Here is a 24,277-nt window from a genome sequence, read left to right as displayed (position 1 = left end):
CAGTCGGGCGATTGACAATGAACAATAGTGAACAACACTCTATGGATGCTTTTTACCCAGACTTCGTGAACACCGAAGATCAACTGTAGGAGTGAGCCTGCTCGCGATAGCGGTGTATCAGTCAATGCAAATCTGTCTGATAGACCGCTATCGCGAGCAGGCTCACTCCTACAGGGGATCTGCCCAGGTTTCAAAGATCGGGTCCATAACAACAATAAAAATCGCTGCATCAGAGACCCACTGCCATGGCCGCACCTGCCCCGCCGCTGTCCCATGACGCCCTCGTCCAGAATTCCTGGCAACGTTGCCGTGCGTTCGGTCTGGATCACCAAAGCGCCCCGGCCTTCGATCAACTGCCCGCCGCCGGCATTGCCCATCTGCTCGACCGCCATCACTCGCTGGTGCAGACCACTCACCAGGAAGTCCTGCCCTACTACGAAAACATTCTGAGCAACTCCAACTGCCTGATCATGCTCGCCGACAATCAGGGCCAGGTGCTGACGTCGTGGGGCACGCAACGGTTTATCGAACCGAACCTGGCGCGGGGTTTTCAGCCGGGTGCGAGCTGGATCGAACGCGCCAGCGGCACCAATGCGATCGGCACCGCGCTGGCCTGTGAGCAGGCCGTGCACATTGAACACGATGAACACTTTCTCAAGGCCAACCGCTTCATGACCGGCTCCGCCGCGCCGATTTTCGACGCCGAGCGTAAAGTCATCGCGGTGCTTGATGTGTCCAGCGACAGTTACCTGCCGCCCTCGCACACCCTCGGCATGGTCAAGATGATGAGCCAGACCGTGGAGAACCGGCTGATCCTCAACCTGTTCCATGGCCAACACTTTCAACTGACCTTCAACACCGGGTTGAACAACCTCGACAGTCAGTGGGCGGGATTGCTGATCTTTGATGAGAGCGGGCAAGTTTTGTCGGCCAATCGCCGGGCGGACAATCTGCTCGGTGTGCGCTTGTCGCGGGTCAGCGTCGAGAGCCTGTTCAAGGTGTCGTTGCTGGAGTTGATCAATCAGCCGGACGGTTTGCCGTTTGCCTTGCAGACGTCCGGGCGTAACCGTTTTCAGTGTCTGTTGAAGCGGCCGAAACAGGCACCGATTCAAGCGCGGGTGTTTGTTGCTGAGGCCAAACCCGCCGCACCGACGGCGATCAGCCTCAACACCCTGCACTTCGGCGACAGCCGCGTGGAAAAAGCCGTACGGCAGGCCGAGCGCTTACTGGAAAAAGACATTCCGCTGTTGATTCATGGTGAAACCGGCGTCGGCAAGGAGGTTTTCGTCAAAGCCCTGCACCAGGCCAGCTCACGAAGTAAACAGGCGTTCATCGCCGTCAACTGCGCGGCGATCCCCGCCGAACTGGTGGAGTCCGAGCTTTTCGGCTACGAGAAAGGTGCCTTCACCGGCGCCAACCAGAAAGGCAGCATCGGCCTGATTCGCAAGGCTGACAAGGGCACCCTATTCCTCGATGAAATTGGCGACATGCCACTGCCGACCCAGGCGCGGTTGTTACGGGTGTTGCAGGAACGCTGCGTTCAGCCGGTGGGTAGCAGTGAGCTGTTCGCGGTGGATTTGCGGATTATCTCGGCGACCAACCGTTCCTTGCGCGAACAAGTGCAGTTGGGGCGTTTCCGAGAGGATTTGTATTACCGCATTGGCGGGCTGACGCTGGAGTTGCCGCCACTTCGGGAGCGCAGTGACAAGGAGGCGTTGTTTAAACGACTGTGGGAACAGCATCGTGAACCGACGCAATGGGCGGGATTGAGCCGCGAAGTTCTGGAGCTGTTTGGCCGTCATCCCTGGCCGGGAAATCTGCGCCAGGTCAGCAGCGTGATGCAGGTGGCGCTGGCCATGGCCGAGGAACAACCCGTGCGGCCGGAGCATTTGCCCGATGATTTTTTTGTCGATCTGGAGATGGAGCCGGTTGAGAGCGCGCAGCCGCTGGGATTGGATTTGAATGATGTTGAAGCGTTGAACCGGGAGTTGAAGGCGGCCGGGGGGAATATCTCGCACTTGGCGCGGCGGTTGGGGGTGAGTCGGAATACGCTTTACAAGCGGTTGCGGCAGATTGAAGGTTGAGTGAACCCCTTCCCCTCATCGGAACGCCGCCCGCCCAGCCCTCTCCCGGAGGTAGAGGGAGCCTACCTAGGTGTCTGGCGTTATACATCGACCTGAAAGAACCGGTTGATTATGGATTCGGCACACATCTTTCAGGTCGGTGTATCTCGTGAATATCCCCCAATCAGTCCCCTCTCCTGGGGGAGAGGGCTAGGGTGAGGGCGAAAAGGCCGGCTCAACACGCGCAGTGGAAACAGCCGCCAATGTGCGCAGCCCAATCAGCACCACCACCATCATCATCACCCCCGCGCCAATCGCCACGCCAAACCCTGCGCGTGCACCAAAAGCATCGATAACCACCCCCGCCAGCATCCCCCCGAGCGCCACGCCGATGCTGATGCCGGTGGTCATCCAGGTCAGCCCTTCGGTGATCCGCGACGGCGGGATGATGATTGTCCCCAGCTTCATTACCACAACCATGGTCGGCGCAAACGAGATGCCGGCGATAAACAGCATCGCCGACAGCACATAAACGTCCGGTGAAAAGATCGGCAATACGCCGGTGACTGCCGTGACCAGAATCCCGATAAAGAACTGTTTCTCAATCGCCAGCGAAACCCGCAACGCACCGAACGTCAGCCCCGCCACCAGTGAGCCGAACGCGTACGCGGCGAGGATGAAGGTGGCCGACGCTGGCCAGCCTTGTGCGTTGGCGAAGGCCACGACGGCGACATCGATGGATCCGCCAATGGCGCCCATCGCCAACAGCGCCAGGACAATCGTGCGAACACCGGGAATCAACAGGGTTGAGCCGCTATTGCTGGCATGGCCTACGACCACTTTAGGTTCAGTCTGGCGCTGCAGGAGAAACGCCGTCACACCGACCGCCAGCAGCGCCACCGCCACCAGCGGCCCGGCTTCGGCGAAAAAGCTCACGCTCAAGCCGATCGCCAGTGGCGGGCCGATGATGTAGGCGAGTTCGGTCAGCACCGTGTCCAGAGAGAATGCCGTGTGCAGTTGCGGCTTGCCCCGGAACAACTGCGACCAGCGTGCCCTGATCATCGATGGCATGCTCGGCATTGTCCCGGCCAGTGCCGCCAGAACAAAAAACAATGCGGCGGGCGCCCTCATGTAAACGGCGAAGATCAGCGACAGCAACATGACGATGCTGAATGCCGTCACCACGGGGAGCACTCGGCTCTGACCACGCTGATCAACCAGTTTCGAAATGCGCGGGCCGAGCAGCGCATTGGCCAGGGTAAACGTACCGGCGACCGCGCCGGCCAGCCAGTAGACGCCAGTTTGCTCCACCAGCATGGTGATGATGCCGATGCCGATCATTGCTTGCGGTAATCGGGCAATAGAACTCGCGAGCACTAGCCCGGTGGCGCCTGGGGTCGTTAGCAGCTCGCGATAGTGATTGGCCATGGTGTTTCCCTTACATGATCGTCACCGTTCAGCATCCGGCTGAACGCGTTGCCGACATCAAGACCTACGCGAACGCCAAAAGCAACCCTCACCCCAGCCCTCCCGAAACGTCGGACCGCCCAGAGGGAGAGGGAGCTGACCGAAGTGTCTGGCGTTGTGCATCGACCTGAGAGATTGCGTCGATTATGGATTCGGAGAAAAGCTTTCAGGTCGGCGTATTTCTTGAACATCCCCCAATCAGTCCCCTCTCCCTCTGGGCGGTCCGACGTTTCGGGAGGGTTAGGGTGAGGGGCTCTTTCTCGCGCCCAAACAAAAACCCGCACAAGGCGGGTTTTGTTTTAAAGCCGATAAGACGATCAGTCAGCCAGACGCCAGGTAGTGCCACCCTTGCCGTCTTCCAGCACCACGCCCATGGCGGTGAGCTGGTCGCGGATGCGGTCGGATTCTGCCCAATCCTTACCCGCACGCGCTGCCAGACGCGCCGCAATCAGCGCATCGACTTCAGCCGCATCGACACGCCCTTCGGCGCCCGCCTGCAGGAAGTCATCGGCCTCAAGCTGCAACACGCCCAGCACGCTCGCCAGTTCTTTCAGACGCGCCGCCAGACCGGCCGCCGCATCAAGATCGCTCTCACGCAGGCGGTTGATCTCACGGACCATCTCGAACAGCACCGCGCAGGCTTCCGGTGTGCCGAAGTCGTCGTTCATCACTGTGGTGAAACGCTCGACGAACGCTTCGCCACCCGCCGGCGCCACGCTCGGCAGGCCTTTCAACGCGTGGTAGAAACGCTCGAGTGCGCCTTTGGCGTCCTTGAGGTTGTCTTCCGAGTAGTTGATCGCGCTGCGGTAGTGGCTCGACACCAGCAGGTAACGCACGACTTCCGGGTGGTACTTGTCGAGCACGTCGCGAATGGTGAAGAAGTTGTTCAAGGACTTGGACATCTTCTCGCCATTGATGCGGATCATGCCGCAATGCATCCACGCGTTGGCGTAGGTCTTGCCGGTGGCCGCTTCGCTCTGGGCGATTTCGTTTTCATGGTGCGGGAACTCAAGGTCGCTGCCGCCGCCATGAATGTCGAAAGTCTCGCCGAGGCAGCAGGTCGACATCACCGAGCACTCGATGTGCCAGCCCGGACGCCCGGCGCCCCACGGCGATTCCCAGCTCGGCTCGCCCGGTTTGACGCCTTTCCACAGGACGAAGTCGAGCGGATCTTCCTTGGCTTCGTCGACCTCGATCCGCGCACCGATGCGCAGGTCTTCGATCTTCTTGCGCGACAGCTTGCCGTAGCCCATGAACTTGCCGACGCGGTAGTACACGTCGCCATTGCCCGGGGCGTAGGCGTAGCCCTTGTCGATCAGGGTCTGGATCATCGCGTGCATGCCCGGAATGTGATCCGTGGCGCGCGGCTCCATGTCCGGCTTCTTGATGTTCAGGCGCGCTTCGTCTTCGTGCATCGCGGCGATCATGCGCTCGGTCAACGCTTCGAACGACTCACCGTTCTCGTTGGCCCGGTTGATGATCTTGTCGTCGATGTCGGTGATGTTGCGCACGTAGGTCAGGTCGTAACCGCTGAACCGCAACCAGCGGGTCACCAGGTCGAACGCGACCATGCTGCGGCCATGGCCGAGGTGGCAGTAGTCGTACACGGTCATCCCGCAGACGTACATGCGCACCTTGTTGCCATCCAGCGGCTTGAAGACTTCTTTGCTCTTGGTGAGCGTGTTGTAGATCGTTAGCACTTTAATTCCCTTGACGCTGAATCACTGGCCCCACGAATCACGCAGGGTCACGGTACGGTTGAATACCGGCTGACCTGGTTTCGAATCCTTGATGTCGGCAACGAAGTAGCCTTCGCGTTCGAACTGGAAACGGTCTTCCGGCTGTGCATTGCCAAGCGATGGCTCAGCACGACAACCGGTCAGCACTTGCAGTGAGTCAGGGTTGATGTTGTCGAGGAAACTCGCGCTGTCTTCGGCCTTCTCAGGGTTGGCCGACCGGAACAGGCGATCGTACAGACGCACTTCGCACTCGACGCTGGCGGCCGCCGGCACCCAGTGGATCACGCCTTTGACCTTGCGACCTTCCGGGTTCTTGCCGAGGGTGTCCGGATCGTACGAGCAACGCAGTTCGACGATGTTGCCGTCGGCGTCCTTGATCGCTTCGTCGGCACGGATCACGTAGCTGCCGCGCAGACGCACTTCGCCGTTCGGCTCCAGGCGCTTGTAACCTTTTGGCGGCTCTTCCATGAAGTCATCGCGGTCGATGTAGATTTCACGGGCGAACGGCAGCTTGCGCACGCCGAGTTCTTCTTTCTGCGGATGACGCGGCAGTTCGAGGTTGTCGACCTGGTCTTCCGGGTAGTTGGTGATGACCACTTTCAACGGACGCAGCACGCACATGGCGCGCGGGGCGTTCGCGTCCAGGTCCTGACGGATGCTGAATTCGAGCATGCCAAAGTCAACCACGCCGTCGGAACGGTTAGTACCGATCATGTCGCAGAAGTTGCGGATCGACGCCGGGGTGTAGCCACGACGGCGGAAACCCGACAGCGTGGACATGCGCGGATCGTCCCAGCCATTGACGTGCTTCTCGTCCACCAGCTGCTTGAGCTTGCGCTTGCTGGTGATGGTGTAGTTGAGGTTCAGACGGCTGAACTCGTACTGACGCGGGTGCGCCGGCACTGGCAGGGCGTCGAGGAACCACTCGTACAGCGGACGATGGCTTTCGAATTCCAGGGTGCAGATCGAGTGGGTGATGCCTTCGATGGCGTCCGACTGACCGTGGGTGAAGTCGTAGTTCGGGTAGATGCACCACTTGTCGCCGGTCTGGTGGTGATGGGCGTGGCGGATGCGGTACATGATCGGGTCGCGCAGGTTCATGTTCGGCGAGGCCATGTCGATCTTCGCGCGCAGCACACGGGCGCCGTCCGGGAACTCACCGGCGCGCATGCGGGCGAACCAGTCGAGGTTCTCTTCCACCGAACGGTCGCGGAACGGGCTGTTCTTGCCCGGCTCGGTCAGGCTGCCACGGTATTCCTTGGCCTGTTCAGGCGTCAGGTCGTCAACGTAAGCCTTGCCGGCCTTGATCAGCTCGACGGCCCAGTCGTGCAACTGGTCGAAATACTGCGAGGCGTAGCGCACTTCGCCGGACCATTCGAAGCCCAGCCATTTGACGTCGCTTTCGATCGCGTCGATGTATTCCTGGTCTTCCTTGGCCGGGTTGGTGTCGTCGAAACGCAGGTGCGTGACGCCGCCGAACTCCTGGGCCAGGCCGAAGTTCACGCAGATCGACTTGGCGTGGCCGATGTGCAGGTAGCCATTGGGCTCAGGCGGGAAACGGGTAACGATCTGGGTGTGCTTGCCCGAGTCCAGGTCTGCCTGGATGATCGGCCGCAGGAAATTGACCGGCACGGCAGGGCCGGACTTGGCATTCGAGGAAGGGTCGACAGTGGGCTTGCTCATAGGATCCTTGACTTACATGTGCGCGGCCGCAAAGGGGGCCAGACAAAACAAAGCCGCTATCATAGCCGATGCTGTCAAGGGGCTGACAGAGCAGGCCCTATAAAGGAGTGCATTTAATCGCAGGGTTTTCGAAAAACAGCCTCGAAATTCGCGCCTGTCACGCTAAACTGCGCACCTTGGCCGATGCAGGCTGAACCGGTTTCGGGACTGAATGTCCGAAAACCACGAATTCCTTATAAAGAGTAATGACCATGACTCAAGTCAAACTGACCACCAACCATGGCGACATCGTCATCGAACTGAACGCTGAAAAGGCGCCGATCACCGTCGCCAACTTCATCGAGTACGTTAAAGCCGGTCACTACGAAAACACCGTTTTCCACCGTGTCATCGGTAACTTCATGATCCAGGGCGGTGGTTTCGAGCCAGGCATGAAAGAAAAGAAAGACAAGCGCCCAAGCATCCAGAACGAAGCTGACAACGGTCTTTCCAACGAGAAGTACACCGTAGCCATGGCCCGCACCATGGAGCCGCATTCGGCTTCCGCGCAGTTCTTCATCAACGTTGCCGACAACACCTTCCTCAACCACAGCGGCAAGAACGTTCAGGGCTGGGGCTACGCGGTATTCGGTAAAGTGACCGCCGGCACTGACGTTGTCGACAAGATCAAAGGTGTTTCGACCACTTCCAAGGCCGGCCACCAGGACGTACCAGCAGACGACGTGATCATCGAGAAAGCCGAGATCATCGAAGCGTGATATTGCTGATTTCAGATTTGCATCTGGAAGAGGAGCGCCCGGACATTACCCGGGCGTTTCTGGATTTGCTCGCCGGACGCGCCCGCTCGGCGAGTGCGTTGTACATTCTGGGCGACTTTTTCGAGGCGTGGATTGGCGACGATGCCATGACCCCTTTCCAGCGTTCCATCTGCCAGGCCCTGCGCGAATTGAGCGACAGCGGCACGGCCATCTTTCTGATGCACGGCAATCGCGACTTCATGCTCGGCAAGGCCTTCTGCAAACAGGCCGGCTGTACGCTGTTGAAGGACCCGAGTGTCGTGCAGTTCTACGGCGAACCGGTGCTGTTGATGCACGGCGACAGCCTGTGCACCCGCGACGTCGGTTATATGAAGCTGCGTCGTTACCTGCGCAACCCGATCACGCTGTTTATCCTGCGCAACCTGCCGCTGAGCAGCCGCCATAAACTGGCGCGCAAGCTACGCAGCGAAAGCCGCGCGCAGGTACGGATGAAGGCCAATGACATTGTTGATGTCACGCCTGAGGAAGTGCCGCGGATCATGCAGGAATACGGCGTGAAAACCCTGATTCACGGGCACACCCATCGCCCGGCGATCCACAAGTTGCAGCTCGGTGAGCAAGCGGCGAAAAGGATTGTGCTGGGGGATTGGGATCGTCAGGGTTGGGCGTTGCAGGTGGATGAGAACGGGTATGCGTTGGCGCCGTTCGATTTTGCCCCGCCTCCGGCCCTGCCTGCCCCTTCTAACTGACGAGCCACAGAACAATGTAGGAGTGAGCCTGCTCGCGATGGCGATATCACATTCAACATCTCTGTTGACTGATACACCGCAATCGCGAGCAGGCTCACTCCTACAGTTTGACCGCGCTTCGGATCAGTGTCCGGAAGCCGCCGGGCCTGCCTTCGCGGCAAACGGCGGTTTCGCCAGCCACACAATCAGAATCAAACCCATAAAGCCCCAGCCCAACAACGTGAAGTAATCCACGGTGGAGAGCATGTACGCCTGGCTGGTCAAAATCTGATCCATCTGTGCATAAGCCGATTGGCTTGCACCGCCTAAATGATTCAAGGTCTCGCGGGTCGCCGGTTCGAAAGTGCTGATGCTTTCACTCATGTACGCATGATGCTGATCGGCCCGGCGTATCCAGATCCACGTGGTCAGCGACGCCGCAAAGCTACCGCCCAAGGTCCGCAGAAAAGTCGCAAGCCCGGCGCCGTCGGCAATCTGGCTCGGTGGCAGGTCCGACATCAGGATGCTCAGGGTCGGCATGAAGAACAGCGCCACACCAATGCCCATGAACAGCTGCACCAGAGCGATGTGCTGGAAGTCCACCTCGTTGGTAAACCCGGCGCGCATGAAACAGCTCAAGCCAATCGCCAGAAACGCCAGACCGGCCAGCAAGCGCAGGTCGAACTTGTTCGCGTACTTGCCGACAAACGGCGACAGCAACACCGGCAAAATACCGATTGGCGCGACCGCCAGCCCCGCCCAGGTCGCGGTGTAACCCATCTGGGTCTGCAACCACTGCGGCAGGATCAGGTTGATGCCGAAGAACCCGGCGTAACCCAACACCAACACCAGCGTGCCGATGCGGAAGTTGCGATGGGCGAACAGGCGCAGATTCACCACCGGGTGCTGATCGGTCATTTCCCAGATGATGAACACCGCCAGCGCAATCACCGAAATCGCCGCACCAATGATGATGAAGTTCGATTCGAACCAGTCCAGGTCGTTGCCCTTGTCGAGGATTACCTGCAACGCGCCGACGCCAATGATCAGCGAGATCAGACCGACGTAATCCATCGGCTGACGGCTGGTTTCCACCGGCCGTTTGGCCAGTTGCGAACGCACCACCATCACCGCGAAGATGCCGATCGGCACGTTGATGAAGAAGATCCACGGCCAGCTATAACTGTCGGTAATCCAGCCGCCGAGAATCGGCCCGGCAATCGGCGCGACCACCGTGACCATCGCCAGTAACGCCAGGGCCATGCCGCGCCTCGCGGGGGGATACACGGCGATCAACAGGGTTTGCGTCATCGGGTACAGCGGCCCGGCGACCAAACCTTGCAGGACACGGAAGCCGATAAGTTCCGGCATCGACGTGGAGATACCGCAGAGGAACGAGGCCAGCACAAACAGCATGGTCGCCCAGAGAAACAGCTTCACCTCGCCGAAACGCCGACTGAGCCAACCGGTCAGCGGCAGCGCAATCGCGTTACTCACGGCAAACGAAGTAATAACCCAGGTGCCCTGCTCCGAACTCACCCCAAGGTTGCCGGAAATGGTCGGCAACGCCACGTTGGCGATGGTGGTGTCGAGCACTTGCATGAACGTCGCCAGCGACAGGCCGATGGTGCTGAGCAACAGGCTGGGCGGCGTGAAAGAGGCGTTATTGCTCATTGTGAATCCTATGAAACCGGGTTGGCGCTGCGTCAGTTAAAGACACAGCAGCACTTGTAGGAGTGAATCCTGTGGTGAGGGGATTTATCCCCGATGGGTCGCGAAGCGGCCCCTCTTTTGACTCAAAAAGCCGGGCCTGCTGCGCAGGCCATCGGGGATAAATCCCCTCACCACAAGGCTCACTCCCACAGAGGTTAGATTCAGCGTTGCGCGGTTTTGCTGACCGCAGCGCTGTTGTCGTGGATCAGTTGCGCAATCATCGCGTCGGCTTCAGCCAGTTGGCGGTCGTAGACGTTGGTGCTGAACGAGGCTTTTTGCGGTGGCTGCTGAGCCAGCACCGGGCCGCTCTGGTCGTGCAGATTCACTTCAACGTTGGTCGACAGGCCGACACGCAACGGGTGTTTGGCCAGTTCTTCAGCGTTGATGTGAATACGCACTGGCACACGCTGAACAATCTTGATCCAGTTACCGGTGGCGTTCTGCGCTGGCAGCAAGGCAAACGCGCTGCCGGTACCGGCGCCGAGGCTGTCGACGGTGCCGCTGTATTTCACGTCGCTGCCGTAGATGTCGGACTCGATGTCGACCGGCTGACCGATGCGCATATCACGCAGTTGGGTTTCCTTGAAGTTGGCATCGATCCACAGTTGATCCAGCGGGATCACCGCCATCAGTGCAGTGCCCGGCTGTACGCGCTGACCGAGTTGCACAGTGCGTTTGGCCACGTAACCGGTGACCGGCGCGATCAAGGTGCTGCGCGCATTGGTCAGGTAAGCCTGACGCAGATCGGCGGCGGCCGACATCACGTCCGGGTGCGACGAGACCACGGTGTCATCAACCAGCGCGCTGGTTGTTTTCAGTTGCTGCTTGGCGTTGGCCAGGGCGTTTTGCGCCGAGGTCAGGTCGTCGCGAGCGTGGGACAGTTCTTCCTGGGAAATCGCCCCGCCCTGTGCCAGGTTTTTCCGACGATTGAAGTTGTCCTGGGCTTTTTGCACTTCCGCCTGTTGCGCGTTTACCTGGGCTTTCATGCCGTCAACGTTGCTGTACAAGCCGCGCACCTGACGCACGGTGCGCGCCAGTTTCGCCTGGGCACTTTGCAGGCCGACTTCGGCGTCATTCGGGTCGAAGTTGATCAGCACCTGGCCTTCGTGGACCAGGTCGCCATCGTCAGCACCAATGCTGACCACAGTGCCGGTCACCAGCGGGGTGATTTCCACCACGTTGCCGTTGACGTAGGCGTCGTCGGTGCTTTCGTTAAAGCGCCCGATGAACTCGTGATAGGCCCAGACGCCGGCACCGGCGAGCAGGACGACAACGGCCAGCACTACCAGCATGACTTTGCGCTTGCGCGGGTTGCCGGTGTCGGGGGTGTTGCCTTGAGCTTGGGTGTTTTCGGCAGTGGCCATGACAAATACCTTGAATTAGTTGTGCGGCGTGGCTGGGGTGGCGGCTGCGGTCAGGGTGTCCCCCTGGAAGCCGCCGCCCAGCGCTTGCATCAGTTGAATCGACAGGTCGATCTGCTCGGCATTGAGGTTGGCCAACTGACGCTGGGCCTGCAGCAGTTGCTGCTCGATGCTGAGCACGTCCAGGTAGTTGCCGATGCCGGAACCGTAACGCTGGACGACGGTGTTGTAAGAGTCCTGAGCAATCTCGGTGGCGTGTTGCTGCGCGCCGATCTGCCGACCGATGTCACGCAACTGGTTGATCGTGTCGCTGACATCGCCCAGTGCCTTCACCAGACTTTTGTTGTACTGCGCCACCGCCAGATCGTAATCGGCGTCGCGCGCATCGAGGTTGGCGCGCAGGCGCCCGCCATCGAAGATCGGCACCGAAATGGTCGGGGCAATGTTGAAGAAGCGACTGGCCGAACCGAACATCGCGTCACCCAACAAAGATTCGGCACCGGCCGAGGCCGTGAGGTTCAAGTTGGGATAGAACTGGGTTTTCGCCGAGTCGATGTCTTTGCTCGCGGCTTCAACGCGCCAGCGTGCAGCGACCAGATCCGGACGACGACCGAGCAGCTCCGCCGGCAATACCGATGGCACCGCAACGGCGCTGGCTTGCAGAACTTTCGGGCGGGCAATTTCATTGCCGCGATCCGGGCCTTTGCCAAGCAGCACAGCGAGCGCGATCTTGGCGCTGTTCAGGCGTTTTTCCGCATCGATCAAGCTGGCTTCGGAGCTGGCCTCAAGACTTTGCGTTTGCTGGAACTGGTACTGGCTGTCGATGCCGGAGCTCAGGCGACGCTGGCTCAGGTCGAGCATTTGTTTAGTGCGCTTGAGGTCGTCGTTGGCCAGGTCATAAACGATGTGCGCCTGACCCAGATCGCTGTAAGCACGGGCGACGTCGGCAGCCAGCGTCAACTGCGCGGCCTGACGATCGACTTCAGCAGCGCGGGCCTGACCGAGTGCGGCTTCCCACGCATCGCGCTGGCCGCCCCACAGGTCGAAGTTGTAATTGAAGCCGGCGCTGACGTTGCGCACGGTGGCGTAGGCATCGCCCTGCCCCAGCGGATCCTGATCCTTGGCCAGACGCGAACGGCTGATGCCGGCGCTGGCGTCGAGGGTCGGATACCGTGCGGCATCGGCGGCATACGCGGCGGCGCTGGCCTGATGGGCGCGCGCTTCGGCGATCTGCATGTCCGGGCTGTCGTGCAAGGCTTCGCGGATCAAACCGTCGAGTTGCGGATCGCCAAGGCTGGTCCACCAGTCGCTTTTCGGCCAGGCGGCCGGCGACAGGGTCACGCCGTTGAGGGATTGGCCGACTTTCAGGCTTTTTGCATCGAGGTTCTGGCCGTGGGTGTCGAGGCCGCTGTAGTTGGCGCAACCGGCAAGGATCATCGCCGACAGCACCAGGGTCAGGCTGCTGCGCAAGGTTTTACCGCTCATTGTGTTCACCTAGCCGCTGGATGGTGATCGGGTCACCGGCTCCCAGCAGAATTTTCTTGAGGATGTATTCCAGGGTTTTCAACTCGTCCGGGGTAACGGCGCCCGCCAGTTCATTCATCGCGTCGGCGCCGATGTGCGGCAGGCGATCGGCCAGTTGCTGGCCCTGCTCGGTAAGCTTGAGCTGCACCTGACGGCGATCGCCTTCGCTGCGTTGGCGAGCCAGAAAGCCTTTCTGCTCCAGACGATCGAGCATGCGCGTCATCGAACCGCTGTCCAGCGACAGGTGCCGGCACAGTTCGGCCGGGGTATCGACGCCGAACTGCGCCATGATGATCAACACCTTGAACTGCGCGGCGGTGATGCCGTGGGGTTCCATGTGGGTGTCGATGATCTTGTCTTTGAGCAGCGCAGCACGGCCAAGCAACAGGCCGAGATGGCAGTGTTTGAATTCGTCCGGGGTGAAATGCTTCATTTGCTCACCTAATAACTGCCTAGGCAGTGAATGTATGTCGAGATGTTACTGCCTAGGCAGCGAATGTCAATGGAATAGTTAGGTTGCTTGGTAATTAGTTGACCAATGGACTGGGTTTTTGTGGCGTCCACGCGGACGCCATCGCGAGCAGGCTCACTCCTACAGTGGATTTGCGATCAACACGAATTCTGTGATCGCAACAAAATCCCCTGTAGGAGTGAGCCTGCTCGCGATGGCGGCGACTCGGTGAAAGGTCGGTCAGGACTTGTCGGAAGGATTCGCGGGTGGCGGTTGCACCGGATGCACCTCGCGCCCCCGCAAGGCAGTGGCCGCATACCCAAACGCACGCTTGCTCACCGCATAAATACTGTGCCAGCCCGGCGGTGCCGGTTCGATCGCAGCATGCAAGGCCCGCGCGTAATCAAGCACCAGACCCGGCGTCCAGGCCATCACCTCGGCGCGCTTGCGCACTTGCGCCGCCACCCAGAACTCGGGGCTGATGATGACGCGGGCAAAATCCAGCATGCTCGAATGACCACGATTCATCGCCCCTTCAAGCGCTGCTTCGAGACTATGGGCGACGGCGCTGGAACAGTTGCGACTGGTGAGGTTGTAAGTGCTGTTTTGCCGATACTGCGCCCAGAACGCATTCAGCCGCCGGGCATCGTAGTGGGCAAAACTGACCTGAACCGAAGACGGACACCAGTCAGCCACCTCGCCCGCATAGTCCGGCAGAAACCTGCCAGCGACATCGTTGTTCGGCGTCGCCCGTAGCAAACGCACGAAATCCCCTGCCGAACGATCAATGTCGTCCAGCGGATAATGACTGATGTAGATGTCCGGGCCACATTCCAGCGCTGCGTGCCCGGCGGAGATCACGCCGTTGATGTCGACCGCCGCTATGTAGCGATTGAGCAGTCGATTGCGCACCAGGGTGTCATCAACGGTGCCGCTGGGTGTCCAGACATGAATCACCAGCGCGGCGCTGGGGGCCGGTGCACTGGCGGAGAAAGGGCTGACCGGCGACTGCCAGTTTTTGAAACGCAAGGACTGCCGCAACAAGGCGCAGCCCGAGAGAAAAATGCTCATGCCAATGCAGAACGGCACCGTCCCCTTATAAAGGGTCGGGTACGGTTCGAGGATGAACAGGCCAAAACCGATTTCGAACAACCCCGTCAGCAGCGACACTTGCCAACCGACAAAACGCACCACCACCGCAGCCGCCAGCCGAAAACCCCCATCGACCAGAAAAGCCCCGCCGAACAACACCGCCAGAATCAGGCCGGCGGCATGTTGCCTGTCGATGATCAGCAGCCCCAGCAAGAGAAAAGCCAACCCTCGCGCTTTACGCAGGGCAGCGGCGGTACCGGTCTGCGGTGCCGGCACCAGCAGCAGCATCAGAGCCTCCAGTAACAACAGATAGCCGAAAAGATGCAGCGGAAAATACAAAACACCGTCCAGCGCATCAATGAAGATGCCCACACCGGCCGCACCCCAGACAACGCCCGTCAGCGCCAGCGCGGACCAACGCTTGCGGACGAATTCGTGACCGAGCAAGACCATACTCAAGCGGACCATATGACCTCTCTGGTGAACCGGGGGCTGCACAACCTGCACGGTTTTCAGGCTTTGCTGAGTCTAATACATCGCCGCGTTTGCGCAGACGCGGGAGCGTGTTCTAAGAATCGCCTGATGTCCATCGGCAAACGGCGTGTTTAACGTATGCCGCTCTTTGGCCAATTACGTAAACCCCTTCATGAAGCGTTTCAAACTCCAGCGCCCGCTCCAGCTAACGAAATTGATTCACACGCTATGTCTGTCGTTACTTTTCGCGCCCAGCTACGCAGGCGCGGCTAATTGCTCGTTCTTCCCGGGTCATCATCAAACAACTCTCACTATGCAATTACCCACTACACTTTCGATTCCTCGTGATACACCTAACGGCACCGTAATATATGAAAGTCCTCCATTAACACTTGGACCTACGCCCAGCTCGTATAGATGTACTAACGAGTTTTCATATGGTGTTCAGAACAACGTCGGTGTGTCTAAATCGGGTGACCTTGTTTACGCAATCGGAAACACCGGGCTCGCATGGCAGTGGTCCTTCAGAGAAGGGACAGCCATACCCATTTATCCGGCTATTCGCCGAGCAGCGGGCGGGTACGGATGGGACACCACAAGACACGTGCTACGACTATTCAAAATAGCGGATGTAATCGATGTACAGAAAATCCCGGCAGGAACACTGGGGACTTTTCATGCAGATGGTGTATCACCACTAGCAATGGCGACCAATGGCACAACGATTGTGCCTCAATCCTGTGAAACGCCGGACATCAAAGTAGACATGGGGTCGCATGACATGAGTAGCTTTGCCCACAACGGAGCATATTCTGAGCTGGTCAAATTTGACATCAGCCTTAACAATTGTCCGCCGGGCATAAAAAAAGTAACTTATACACTCAAGCCTACCCCAACTTCTCCCTCGCAAAATTCCACGAGGGGTATCGTACAGCTGAGTGCAGATTCGACTGCTCAGGGTGTGGCTTTGCAAGTACTCAATAGCGATGGAAACCCCTTGGTTTTAAATCAAAGCTATGTATTCGCAGACTATCCCTCTGTGGGAGGCAACTTGAAGATCCCCCTGAGCGCTCGTTACTTTCGCGTCGCTGAAACAGGTGGCAATGGTGGGTTTGACAAGGGCATGCGCGCCGGAACAGCCAACGCAACGATTGCATTTGTCATGAGTTACCTTTGAATCCATTGATGCGTTGCTATAGCCAATTGTTTGCGCAGCTCTCTTTAAGAATCGTCTGATTTTCATCATGCCCGGCCGCTTCTACTGTGCCGGGATGCGATTGAAGAACTACCTCCATCAGATCAGCCCGATCCTGTCCTCGCCCGATGCGGCGCGGCGTCTGCTGCGCATTTTTGCCCTGGTGCTGCTGGTGGGCATTCTCGGCGGCGTCTACAGCTTTCTGCTGTTTACCTTCAACAATGAGATTTCCCAACGGCGCAGCTACATGAGCAGCGCCATCGCCGAAGCGCATACCTTTTTCACCACCCGCGAAGCACTGCTGGAAAGCCTGAGCCTGTCGGCTACGCACATGGCCAACATGGATTTGCCGGTCTCCGAGGAAGAGATCCGCCTGCTGCTCGGGCAAGCGCCGGGGCAGCAATGGAGCATCTGGCTGACCCGACGCATGCGCGATTACCTCAAGGCCCGGCAGCTCAACCTGGTCTACGTCAGCAGCGGCCCCCGGACCCAAGTGTTGCGCCTGTACAACGCAACCGCGGTGATCGGCCGTGTCCCCGAGACCATGCTCGAACAACTGCAGACCCTCAAGCACCACAACAGCGGCAACGTCAAAGAACTCTGGCTGACCCATGCCGCCGACGGCCACTCGCAGCTATACATCTTCATTCGTCTAGACGCGCGCGATATCAACTCCGGCTGGCTCGGCCTGGAAATGGACGACCGCGAAGTCTCCAGCGCCCTGAACGACCACAGTGCCGGCGAGTTCACCATGTTCAACTCCCAAGGCAAACCGCTGTTCAGCAACAGCCACAAACCACCGCCAGAACAGCACCTGCCGTTGCTGCGACAACAGGATTTCTTCGGCTTCGTCGGCGATGGCTGGCTGCCCGAGCAATTGGTGTTGCGCAAGCAGCTGAAATCCTCGGACTGGCAGCTGACTTACTCCATCGACTTGCTGGCGGTACTGCGCGCCCTGTGGCCACAAATGCTCGGCGCGCTGCTGTTCTGCGTGTTGAGTATCAGCCTAGTGTGCCTGTTGGTCCGACGTCTGGAGCATCGTTTCATTACCCCGGCAATCCAGCGCATTCAGGCATTGGTGGAAAGCGAACTGTTCAGCCGCGACGTGATTCAGACCGCGCCGGTGGCGCTGTGCGTACTGCGCCGCAGTGACGGTCAAGTGGTGCTGGATAACACCCTCGCGCGGCAATGGCTGGGCCAGTGCAGCGAGCAACTGGGCGCCGGCTGGATCCGCGATGCGTTCGACCAACACTCGCCGTGCCTGACCGATTACTTCGAGACTGCCGACGGTCGTCACCTGTACCTGAGCTGTGCGCCGACCCGCTATAAAGGTGAAGACGTCTTGCTCTGTGCGTTCAGTGACATCAGCGCTCGGCGACAGATCGAAGCAGCACTGGAACAGGCACGCCAATCGGCCGATGCCGCCAACGAAGCCAAGACTTTGTTTCTGGCGACCATGAGCCACGAAATACGCACCCCGCTCTACGGCGTGCTGGGCACCCTGGAGTTGCTAGCGCGCACGCAACTGGACACTCAGCAGAAAAGTTACCTGCGGGCGATCGAAGGATCATCGGCTACGTTGCTGCAGTTGATTTGCGACGTGCTCGATGTGTCGAAGATCGAGGCCGGGCAACTGGCGCTGGAGCTGAGCGAGTTTTCCGTCCCGGAACTGGTGCACGAAGTGGTGCAAGGCTATGCCGCCGCGGCGCAAAGCAAAGGCCTGCAACTCTATGCCTGCCTGGACCCGCAACTGCCTGAGCGCTTGATCGGCGATGTCAGTCGGGTGCGGCAGATCCTCAACAACCTGCTGAGTAACGCGGTCAAGTTCACCGATTCCGGGCGCGTGGTATTGCGGGTCAGACTGCTCGCTCGTGAAGGCGAACGCGTGAGCCTGCAATGGCAGGTTTCCGACACCGGCAAAGGCATCGCCCATGACGATCAGGCGTTTATTTTCGAGCCGTTCTACCAGACCGCCGGCAACACCAATGTCGCCGCCGGCACAGGCCTCGGTCTGCCCATTTGCCAACGTCTGACGCACTTGATGAACGGCACTCTGCGCATGGTCAGCGAGCCGGGCCTGGGCAGCAGTTTTTCCCTCAGCGTGCCGCTGGAGCAACGCTGCGGCAACGCACCCTCTACTGCTTTGCCGCCCTTGGCCGCGGACCTCGTCTATGTCGTTTCGCCCGTGCGCGAACTGGCCGACAGCATCAGCGGCTGGTTGCGCCGCTGGGGTGCCCGCGTGCATATCGGCGCACCGGATAGCATCGAGCCGGATTCGACGGCGCTGCTGCTGGAGCTGTATCCCGCAGCCTTCGGACAGCGCCCGAACCTGGCATGGCGTGGGCCGCGCGTACTGGCCAGCGGTGACGGCGCCCATGAGCCGCAGTTCAGCGGCGACGGCTGGCAGGTCAATCTGAATGATCTGCTGGCGATTCAACGCGCCGTTCGCCAAGCCCAGAGCGGCCAGATCGTTCAACGCCCGCAAGACACTGAATCCCATGCCCTGCGCCCGTTACGCCTGCACATCCTGGTGGCCGAAGACAACGTCATCAATCAACTGATCCTGCGCGATCAGCTCGAAGAACTGGGCTGCACCGTAGCGCTGGCCAGCGATGGCGAAGAGGCTTTGTCGCTGTGGCCCGACGCTGCGTTCGACATCGTCCTGACCGACGTCAACATGCCCCGCCTCAACGGCTACGAACTGGCCAAAGCCCTGCGGCGCCTCGGTTGCAGCATCCCGATCATCGGCGCGACCGCCAACGCCCTGCGCGGTGAGGATGCGCTGTGCCTGGCCGCTGGGATGAATCACTGCCTGGTCAAACCTTTTACGCTACGAGCCTTGTTCGCTGTCCTGGCTCCCTACGAACGAGTCGCTCATGAAGCCCTGTAGCATTCTGATTGTCGAAGATCACCCCTTCCAGCACCTGTACTTGCAGAACCTGTTCAGCGAGTTGGGTGACTTCGATCTGGCGTGCGCCAAGGACGGCGAAGAAGCACTGGACTGCCTGAAACAACGCGACTTCGATCTAGTGCTCACCGACCTGCTGATGCCGGGCATGGACGGCGTGCAATTCATTCAGGGCCTTGCCGCCCAACGCTCACGTCCGGCATTGGCGATCATGAGCGCCGCCTCACGACGCATGCTGATGGGCGCGAGCCTGGTGGCGAGCAACCTGCAAGTGAAAGTCATCGGGCTGATTTCCAAACCGGTGAATGCTGCCGCCCTGCGTTGCCTGATCGATCAATTGCAGGCGCTGCGCCAAAACGTCCCGGCGGCGACCCATCCCGGCATCGATCGCCAGAGTATCTGCAACGCCCTCGACAACGGTGAACTGCAAGCCTGGTTTCAACCGAAGAAGGCCTTGAACAATGGCCGGATCGTCGCCGCCGAAGCACTGGTACGCTGGAACCATCCTGAACATGGCACGATGCTGCCCGGGGTATTTTTGCCGGCGTTGATTGCGTTCGGTCTCGAAGAGCCATTGCTCTGGTGCGTGCTGAAACAAGCGATTGCCGCCCAAGCCATCTGGCGCGAACAGGGCTATGACATTCCGGTCTCGGTCAACCTGCCCACGCACCTGCTCAACAGCCACGACCTGCCCGACCGCATCCTCGCTTTCGTGCTTACCAACCAAGGCCTGCCCGCGCGGATCTGTTTCGAATTGATGGAGTGCTCGGTACCCGACGACATCAGCAACTTCTACGCCGGCGCGTGCCGCTTGCGGATCAAGGGTTTCGGTCTGTCGCAGGACGATTTCGGCAAGGGCTACAGCTCGTACATGAATCTGGTGTCGGCGCCGTTCACTGAATTGAAGATCGACCGCACGCTGGTGCAAGGCTGCAACGCCAACGAGGAATTGGCCCAGGCGCTGACCAGCATTGTCAGCCTCGGTCGCCAGTTGGGTCTGACGGTGGTGGCCGAAGGCGTAGAAACCGCACAAGAACTTGCTCTGTTGCGTAAAATCGACTGCACTCAGGTTCAAGGTTTCCTGATCTCCCACGCCGTTTCAGCCGATCAGTTCCAGCACTTGCTGACCCACGACGGGCCGGCGAACGCCTGGTGAGCGGCACGTGGCTATTGTTGAACGTCGCTCGCTACCGAGGTCACTGTGTCCCAAGGCTGCCCCATCACCGCTGGTCAGGCGCTGTAATGCCGCATACCAATGCATTTCTGGACAAACTGGCCAGCAGTTCGCTGCGGTTGAACAAAAGTCTGCTGCTGCTCGGCGCCCTTGTATTGCTGCTTTTGGGCATCAGCTATCTGGGGGTACAGCGCATGCTCGAAGAGCAGCGCGACACCCTGCAGTTTCACTTCGCCCGGCTGATGGAAAATATCCATGAGCAGGAAGTGTTCCTGCGCGATATCTCCCAGGCCAGTGCCAAGGGTCAATATTTTCCTTTGGTGGTGTTGCCCACTTATTCGCAAAAACTGCTGCCAGAAGAAGGCCCGAATGTCTATGAAGGTCGCGGCTTGCCGTTTTCACTGCCGTTCAGCGTAAAGATCGATCCGCAGAGAATCGCCGCCGACCAATACCCCAAGGTTTTCGCGCTGGGTAGTTATCTGGCCGCCTACTACAGCGCGTTCTGGGCGGCATCGCACTATCAGTCGCCGCAAGTGATCCTGCTCAATGGCCCCGACAACTTCGACGTGGCCGTGCCCTCCGCCGGGCGCTTGCGCGGTGCAGGCCCGATGCAGATCGGCGCGTTTGCCCAAGTCATGAGCCAGGTGAACCAGCATGCACGCGAGCAGTCATCAGTCGCTGATCATCAAGTGCATTGGGTGCCCTACCCGTCTACTCAGGACAACGAGTCAACGCCGACGCTGCTGGCCTACGTCAGGATCAATCTGCTCCAGCCTATGCAGGCCATCGAGGGCGCCGATTCCTGGGTGGTGCTCGGCACGTTGCTGAAACTGTCCCAGGTCAACAACATCGAGCGATTGATGGAGTGGTCGATCTACGATGACTTCACCTTGATCACCCCGGCCGGCGTGGTCTTGACCGGCGCACAGAGATCCGACCAGGAACTGGATGAGGGGATAAATTTCGACCGTGACGGCCTGGTGTTCAAACTGAGCAGCCCCGGCGCACAGCACTGGACCGCGATCTACGTCATCAGCCTGCGCAGTTTTCTCAGCTATGCGCTGTGGCCATTGCTGTGCCTCGTGGCGGTGGTGCTGGCGTTGCTTGGTTGCGGTCGGGCCATCAACCGCTGGTACACCGCACGCGTGATCATCCCCGCGCAAAGTGCGCACGCGAGCATCGCCGAAAGCGAGGCCTTCAGCCGTGCGGTGATCGACACCGCACCGACCGGCCTCTGTGTGATTCGCCGCAGCGATCACCACGTGCTCCTGGAAAACCAGCGCGCCCAGCAATGGCACGACAGCAGCCGTTTGATGAGCCTGCTCAAGTCACACAGCGAGTCCGGCCATGCCGATCTCGAGATCGACGGGCGTCATCTGCATCTGGCTTTCGTCTCGACGCGCTATCAAGGCCAGGATGCCTGGTTGTGTGCGTTGCATGACGTGACCCGGCATATCGAAGACGCCGCCGCCCTGGAAGAAGCCCGTCAGGCCGCCGACTCGGCCAACCAGGCCAAGAGCCGCTTCCTCGCCACCATGAGCCATGAAATTCGTACCCCGCTCTACGGCGTGCTGGGCACCCTCGAATTGCTCGGGCTGACACCGCTCGCCCCACGCCAGCAGGATTATCTGGACACCATCCAGCGTTCCTCCGCCAGCCTGTTCAAGCTGATCAGCGATGTGCTGGATGTGTCGAAGATCGAGGCCGGGCAAATGACCCTTGAGCTTCAGGACTTCTGCCCACTGGAGCTGACTGAAGATGTCGTGCGTACTTACAGCGCATTTGCCCGCGCCAAAGGCCTGCAACTGTATGCCTGCATCGATTCGGGCTTGCCGGATCAACTGCGCGGTGACCCGTTGCGCATCCGCCAGATCCTCAACAACCTGCTGAGCAACGCGATCAAGTTCACCGACAACGGTCGCGTGGTGCTGCGCGTGCGCGTGTTGCAAAACGCCGCTGGCAGCGCCGAAGTGCAATGGCAGGTCAGCGATTCGGGCATGGGGATTTCCCAAGCGCAGCAACAGCAATTGTTCGACCCGTTCTATCAGGTCAACGACGCCGACAGTCAGGCCGGCGCGGGTCTGGGCCTGGCCATTTGCAAATGGTTGTGCGAGTTGATGCACGGCCAGTTGAGCGTGGTCAGTGAACCCGGACTGGGCAGCAGTTTTACCCTGCAACTCTCGCTGGAGAACGTGCCGGGCGCATTGGCCGATTGCCCCGCCTTCGTGGAAGGCAGCGCCGCCGTTTATGTACGTGCACCGATCAGCGAACTGGCGCTGCAGCTGATGGCCTGGCTCAACCGTTTTGGTCTGGATTGCCGCTTGGTGACGACCGAGATGCCACCACTCTCGGCGCTACTGGTGGACCTCACCCCGCTCGACAATGCCCCGCACTGGAGCGGGCCACGGATCGTCGCTTTGTCGGGCGGCCCAAATCCGGCGCAACTGAATGGCCCCGACTGGACGGTCGACGCCAACGATGTCCGCGCGATTGCCTGGGCTATTTATCTGGCACAACACGGCGCCAATGCGCAGCGCTCAGCCGCGTTGCAAGCAAAGACCCGCCCACTGAATCTGCAGGTGCTGGTGGCCGAAGACAACGTGATCAACGCGGCGATCATCAAGGAACAACTGGAAGCCCTCGGCTGCTCGGTGATCGTCGCCGTGAATGGCGAACAAGCCTTGGCGCAGTGGGTGCCCGGCCGCTTCGATCTGCTGCTGACCGACGTCAACATGCCGGTCATGAACGGCTACCGACTGGCCGAAGCGGTGCGCCAACAGGACGCAACGCTGCCGATCATCGGCGTCACCGCCAACGCCCTGCGCGAAGAAGGCGAACGCTGCGCCGCCGTCGGCATGAACGCGTGGATGGTCAAGCCGCTGAACCTTGCCACCCTGCGTACGCAACTTGAGCAACATTGCAAAATCGCTGTGGCCCCCGTTATCGATACCCCGCCGTCGCTATCTGCAAAAATGCGCGAGTTGTTTGTCACCACCCTGCGCCAGGATATTCAGACCACCCTGGCGGCACTGGATGCGGCCGACGCCAACAGCGTGGCGCAGCAACTGCACGGCATGGCGGGGGCGCTAGGGGCAGTGCAGATCAACGTCTTGGCCAGCGCGTTTGTCGAGCTGGAATGTCGCTTGACCGGCATGGCCGTGACGCCCGCTCTGGCCGTGGCGGTGCGACAAAATCTGACGCGGCTGCAAGATCTGCTCGACTCCCTCGAATAACTTCACTCTGGATAAATCACTCATGGAAACCTTCAACGTTGTCATTGCCGATGATCATCCCATCGTGCTGCTGGGGGTGCGGGAACTGGTCGAGCGTGACCAACGCTTTCGCGTGGTGGGCGAAGCGGTAGGCTCCGATGAGCTGATCAAGCTGCTGGAGACCAAGCCTGTAGATCTGTTGATCACCGACTTCAACATGCCTGCCGATTCGACCTACGGTGACGGCCTGAAACTGGTGGAGTACCTGATAAGGCACTTTCCCAAGGTTCGGGTATTGGTACTGACCATGATTTCCAATCCGTTGATCCTGACGCGCCTGCAGGAACTGGGTGTGCTGGCAGTCATTCAGAAAAACCAGTTGCACGACGAAATCGAGACCGCACTCAAAGCCATCGCCAAAGGCAACCCGGTGCGCTGGCAGGCACCCGCGCCGACATCCGTAGTGAACGACGGCGCTGATCTGGATGAACGGTTTTCCCGGTTGTCGCCCAAGGAGCATGAAATCCTGCGCTTGTTCGTTCAGGGCCAGGGCGTCAACGACATTGCCCGTTACTTGAACAGAAGTGCTAAAACCATCAGTACGCAAAAAATATCGGCAATGCGCAAACTTGAAGTCTGCAGTGATCAGGACTTATTGGCTTATTGCATAGAGCGCAACTTGTTTAACTAACAGGTAATGACACCCTAGTTAAAGACGACTTCTAGGAATCGTCT

Annotated in this window: 16 protein-coding genes; 8 read left to right on the top strand and 8 right to left on the bottom strand. The window is 59.6% G+C overall.

Features of this window, described 5'->3' with window-relative positions:
• Positions 1–245: 245 nt before the first annotated feature.
• Positions 246–2,084, top strand: a complete 1,839-nt coding sequence (locus JFT86_RS17555) for a sigma-54-dependent Fis family transcriptional regulator (RefSeq protein WP_201237651.1) — start codon at positions 246–248, stop codon at positions 2,082–2,084.
• Between the two features lie 189 nt (positions 2,085–2,273).
• Here the strand turns inward: JFT86_RS17555 and JFT86_RS17550 are convergent, their stop codons facing one another.
• The 3 genes from JFT86_RS17550 to JFT86_RS17540 all read right to left on the bottom strand — a co-directional run bounded on the left by JFT86_RS17550 (position 2,274) and on the right by JFT86_RS17540 (position 6,952).
• Positions 2,274–3,491: an MFS transporter gene (locus JFT86_RS17550; RefSeq protein WP_201237650.1), complete on the bottom strand. Its 1,218-nt coding sequence runs from the start codon at positions 3,489–3,491 to the stop codon at positions 2,274–2,276.
• Between the two features lie 356 nt (positions 3,492–3,847).
• A complete protein-coding gene (gene cysS, locus JFT86_RS17545; RefSeq protein ID WP_064586980.1) occupies positions 3,848–5,230 on the bottom strand; it encodes a cysteine--tRNA ligase in 1,383 nt (460 codons plus the stop codon).
• Between the two features lie 21 nt (positions 5,231–5,251).
• The gene (locus tag JFT86_RS17540) at positions 5,252–6,952 is read right to left on the bottom strand and encodes a glutamine--tRNA ligase/YqeY domain fusion protein (protein WP_201237649.1); all 1,701 of its coding nucleotides are present in this window, start codon (positions 6,950–6,952) and stop codon (positions 5,252–5,254) included.
• A 251-nt stretch (positions 6,953–7,203) separates the two neighbouring features.
• Between JFT86_RS17540 and JFT86_RS17535 the strand changes: the two genes are divergently transcribed.
• Positions 7,204–7,710: a peptidylprolyl isomerase gene (locus JFT86_RS17535; RefSeq protein ID WP_150652315.1), complete on the top strand. Its 507-nt coding sequence runs from the start codon at positions 7,204–7,206 to the stop codon at positions 7,708–7,710.
• Positions 7,707–8,459 carry a UDP-2,3-diacylglucosamine diphosphatase gene (lpxH, locus tag JFT86_RS17530; protein WP_201237648.1) on the top strand — a complete coding sequence of 251 codons (753 nt, stop codon included), beginning with the start codon at positions 7,707–7,709 and terminating at the stop codon, positions 8,457–8,459. The genes JFT86_RS17535 and lpxH overlap by 4 nt, the downstream gene beginning before the upstream one ends.
• Positions 8,460–8,582: 123 nt before the next feature.
• Here lpxH and JFT86_RS17525 read toward each other — a convergent pair whose 3' ends face one another.
• The 5 genes from JFT86_RS17525 to JFT86_RS17505 all read right to left on the bottom strand — a co-directional run bounded on the left by JFT86_RS17525 (position 8,583) and on the right by JFT86_RS17505 (position 15,047).
• Positions 8,583–10,112 (bottom strand): DHA2 family efflux MFS transporter permease subunit, encoded by a 1,530-nt coding sequence (locus tag JFT86_RS17525; RefSeq protein WP_201237647.1) that lies wholly within the window; start codon positions 10,110–10,112, stop codon positions 8,583–8,585.
• 200 nt (positions 10,113–10,312) lie between these two features.
• The gene (locus JFT86_RS17520) at positions 10,313–11,515 is read right to left on the bottom strand and encodes an HlyD family efflux transporter periplasmic adaptor subunit (protein ID WP_201237646.1); all 1,203 of its coding nucleotides are present in this window, start codon (positions 11,513–11,515) and stop codon (positions 10,313–10,315) included.
• Between the two features lie 15 nt (positions 11,516–11,530).
• Positions 11,531–12,997, bottom strand: a complete 1,467-nt coding sequence (locus tag JFT86_RS17515) for an efflux transporter outer membrane subunit (protein ID WP_201237645.1) — start codon at positions 12,995–12,997, stop codon at positions 11,531–11,533.
• Positions 12,987–13,469, bottom strand: coding sequence for a MarR family transcriptional regulator (locus JFT86_RS17510; RefSeq protein ID WP_201237644.1), 483 nt, complete (start codon positions 13,467–13,469; stop codon positions 12,987–12,989). The genes JFT86_RS17515 and JFT86_RS17510 overlap by 11 nt, the downstream gene beginning before the upstream one ends.
• A gap of 258 nt (positions 13,470–13,727) precedes the next feature.
• Positions 13,728–15,047, bottom strand: a complete 1,320-nt coding sequence (locus tag JFT86_RS17505) for a DUF308 domain-containing protein (RefSeq protein ID WP_201237643.1) — start codon at positions 15,045–15,047, stop codon at positions 13,728–13,730.
• 610 nt (positions 15,048–15,657) lie between these two features.
• On the opposite strand from JFT86_RS17505, the gene JFT86_RS17500 reads away from it, so the two are divergent.
• The 5 genes from JFT86_RS17500 to JFT86_RS17480 all read left to right on the top strand — a co-directional run bounded on the left by JFT86_RS17500 (position 15,658) and on the right by JFT86_RS17480 (position 24,233).
• Positions 15,658–16,230 (top strand): fimbrial protein, encoded by a 573-nt coding sequence (locus JFT86_RS17500; protein WP_201237642.1) that lies wholly within the window; start codon positions 15,658–15,660, stop codon positions 16,228–16,230.
• Between the two features lie 94 nt (positions 16,231–16,324).
• Positions 16,325–19,138, top strand: a complete 2,814-nt coding sequence (locus tag JFT86_RS17495) for an ATP-binding protein (protein WP_201233234.1) — start codon at positions 16,325–16,327, stop codon at positions 19,136–19,138.
• Positions 19,125–20,312: an EAL domain-containing protein gene (locus tag JFT86_RS17490; protein WP_201232979.1), complete on the top strand. Its 1,188-nt coding sequence runs from the start codon at positions 19,125–19,127 to the stop codon at positions 20,310–20,312. The genes JFT86_RS17495 and JFT86_RS17490 overlap by 14 nt, the downstream gene beginning before the upstream one ends.
• Before the next feature lie 86 nt (positions 20,313–20,398).
• Positions 20,399–23,563, top strand: a complete 3,165-nt coding sequence (locus JFT86_RS17485; RefSeq protein ID WP_201237641.1) for a hybrid sensor histidine kinase/response regulator — start codon at positions 20,399–20,401, stop codon at positions 23,561–23,563.
• Between the two features lie 22 nt (positions 23,564–23,585).
• Positions 23,586–24,233 (top strand): response regulator, encoded by a 648-nt coding sequence (locus tag JFT86_RS17480; RefSeq protein WP_201232980.1) that lies wholly within the window; start codon positions 23,586–23,588, stop codon positions 24,231–24,233.
• Positions 24,234–24,277: the final 44 nt, after the last annotated feature.

This window comes from Pseudomonas sp. TH06 (assembly GCF_016651305.1).
Taxonomy (GTDB): domain Bacteria; phylum Pseudomonadota; class Gammaproteobacteria; order Pseudomonadales; family Pseudomonadaceae; genus Aquipseudomonas.
Note: the sequence above shows the minus strand (reverse complement) of the source record. Positions and strands in the feature narration are given on the sequence as shown.

What these genes read in the sequence shown, in the direction of transcription:
- JFT86_RS17520 (WP_201237646.1), bottom strand. Translation starts at nt 11,515, where the DNA reads ATGGCCACTGCCGAAAACACCCAAGCTCAAGGCAACACCCCCGACACC.
- JFT86_RS17490 (WP_201232979.1), top strand. Translation starts at nt 19,125, where the DNA reads ATGAAGCCCTGTAGCATTCTGATTGTCGAAGATCACCCCTTCCAGCAC.
- JFT86_RS17510 (WP_201237644.1), bottom strand. Translation starts at nt 13,469, where the DNA reads ATGAAGCATTTCACCCCGGACGAATTCAAACACTGCCATCTCGGCCTG.
- JFT86_RS17480 (WP_201232980.1), top strand. Translation starts at nt 23,586, where the DNA reads ATGGAAACCTTCAACGTTGTCATTGCCGATGATCATCCCATCGTGCTG.
- JFT86_RS17485 (WP_201237641.1), top strand. Translation starts at nt 20,399, where the DNA reads ATGCCGCATACCAATGCATTTCTGGACAAACTGGCCAGCAGTTCGCTG.
- JFT86_RS17535 (WP_150652315.1), top strand. Translation starts at nt 7,204, where the DNA reads ATGACTCAAGTCAAACTGACCACCAACCATGGCGACATCGTCATCGAA.
- JFT86_RS17555 (WP_201237651.1), top strand. Translation starts at nt 246, where the DNA reads ATGGCCGCACCTGCCCCGCCGCTGTCCCATGACGCCCTCGTCCAGAAT.
- JFT86_RS17495 (WP_201233234.1), top strand. Translation starts at nt 16,325, where the DNA reads ATGCGATTGAAGAACTACCTCCATCAGATCAGCCCGATCCTGTCCTCG.
- JFT86_RS17550 (WP_201237650.1), bottom strand. Translation starts at nt 3,491, where the DNA reads ATGGCCAATCACTATCGCGAGCTGCTAACGACCCCAGGCGCCACCGGG.
- JFT86_RS17505 (WP_201237643.1), bottom strand. Translation starts at nt 15,047, where the DNA reads ATGGTCCGCTTGAGTATGGTCTTGCTCGGTCACGAATTCGTCCGCAAG.
- JFT86_RS17515 (WP_201237645.1), bottom strand. Translation starts at nt 12,997, where the DNA reads ATGAGCGGTAAAACCTTGCGCAGCAGCCTGACCCTGGTGCTGTCGGCG.
- JFT86_RS17540 (WP_201237649.1), bottom strand. Translation starts at nt 6,952, where the DNA reads ATGAGCAAGCCCACTGTCGACCCTTCCTCGAATGCCAAGTCCGGCCCT.
- JFT86_RS17525 (WP_201237647.1), bottom strand. Translation starts at nt 10,112, where the DNA reads ATGAGCAATAACGCCTCTTTCACGCCGCCCAGCCTGTTGCTCAGCACC.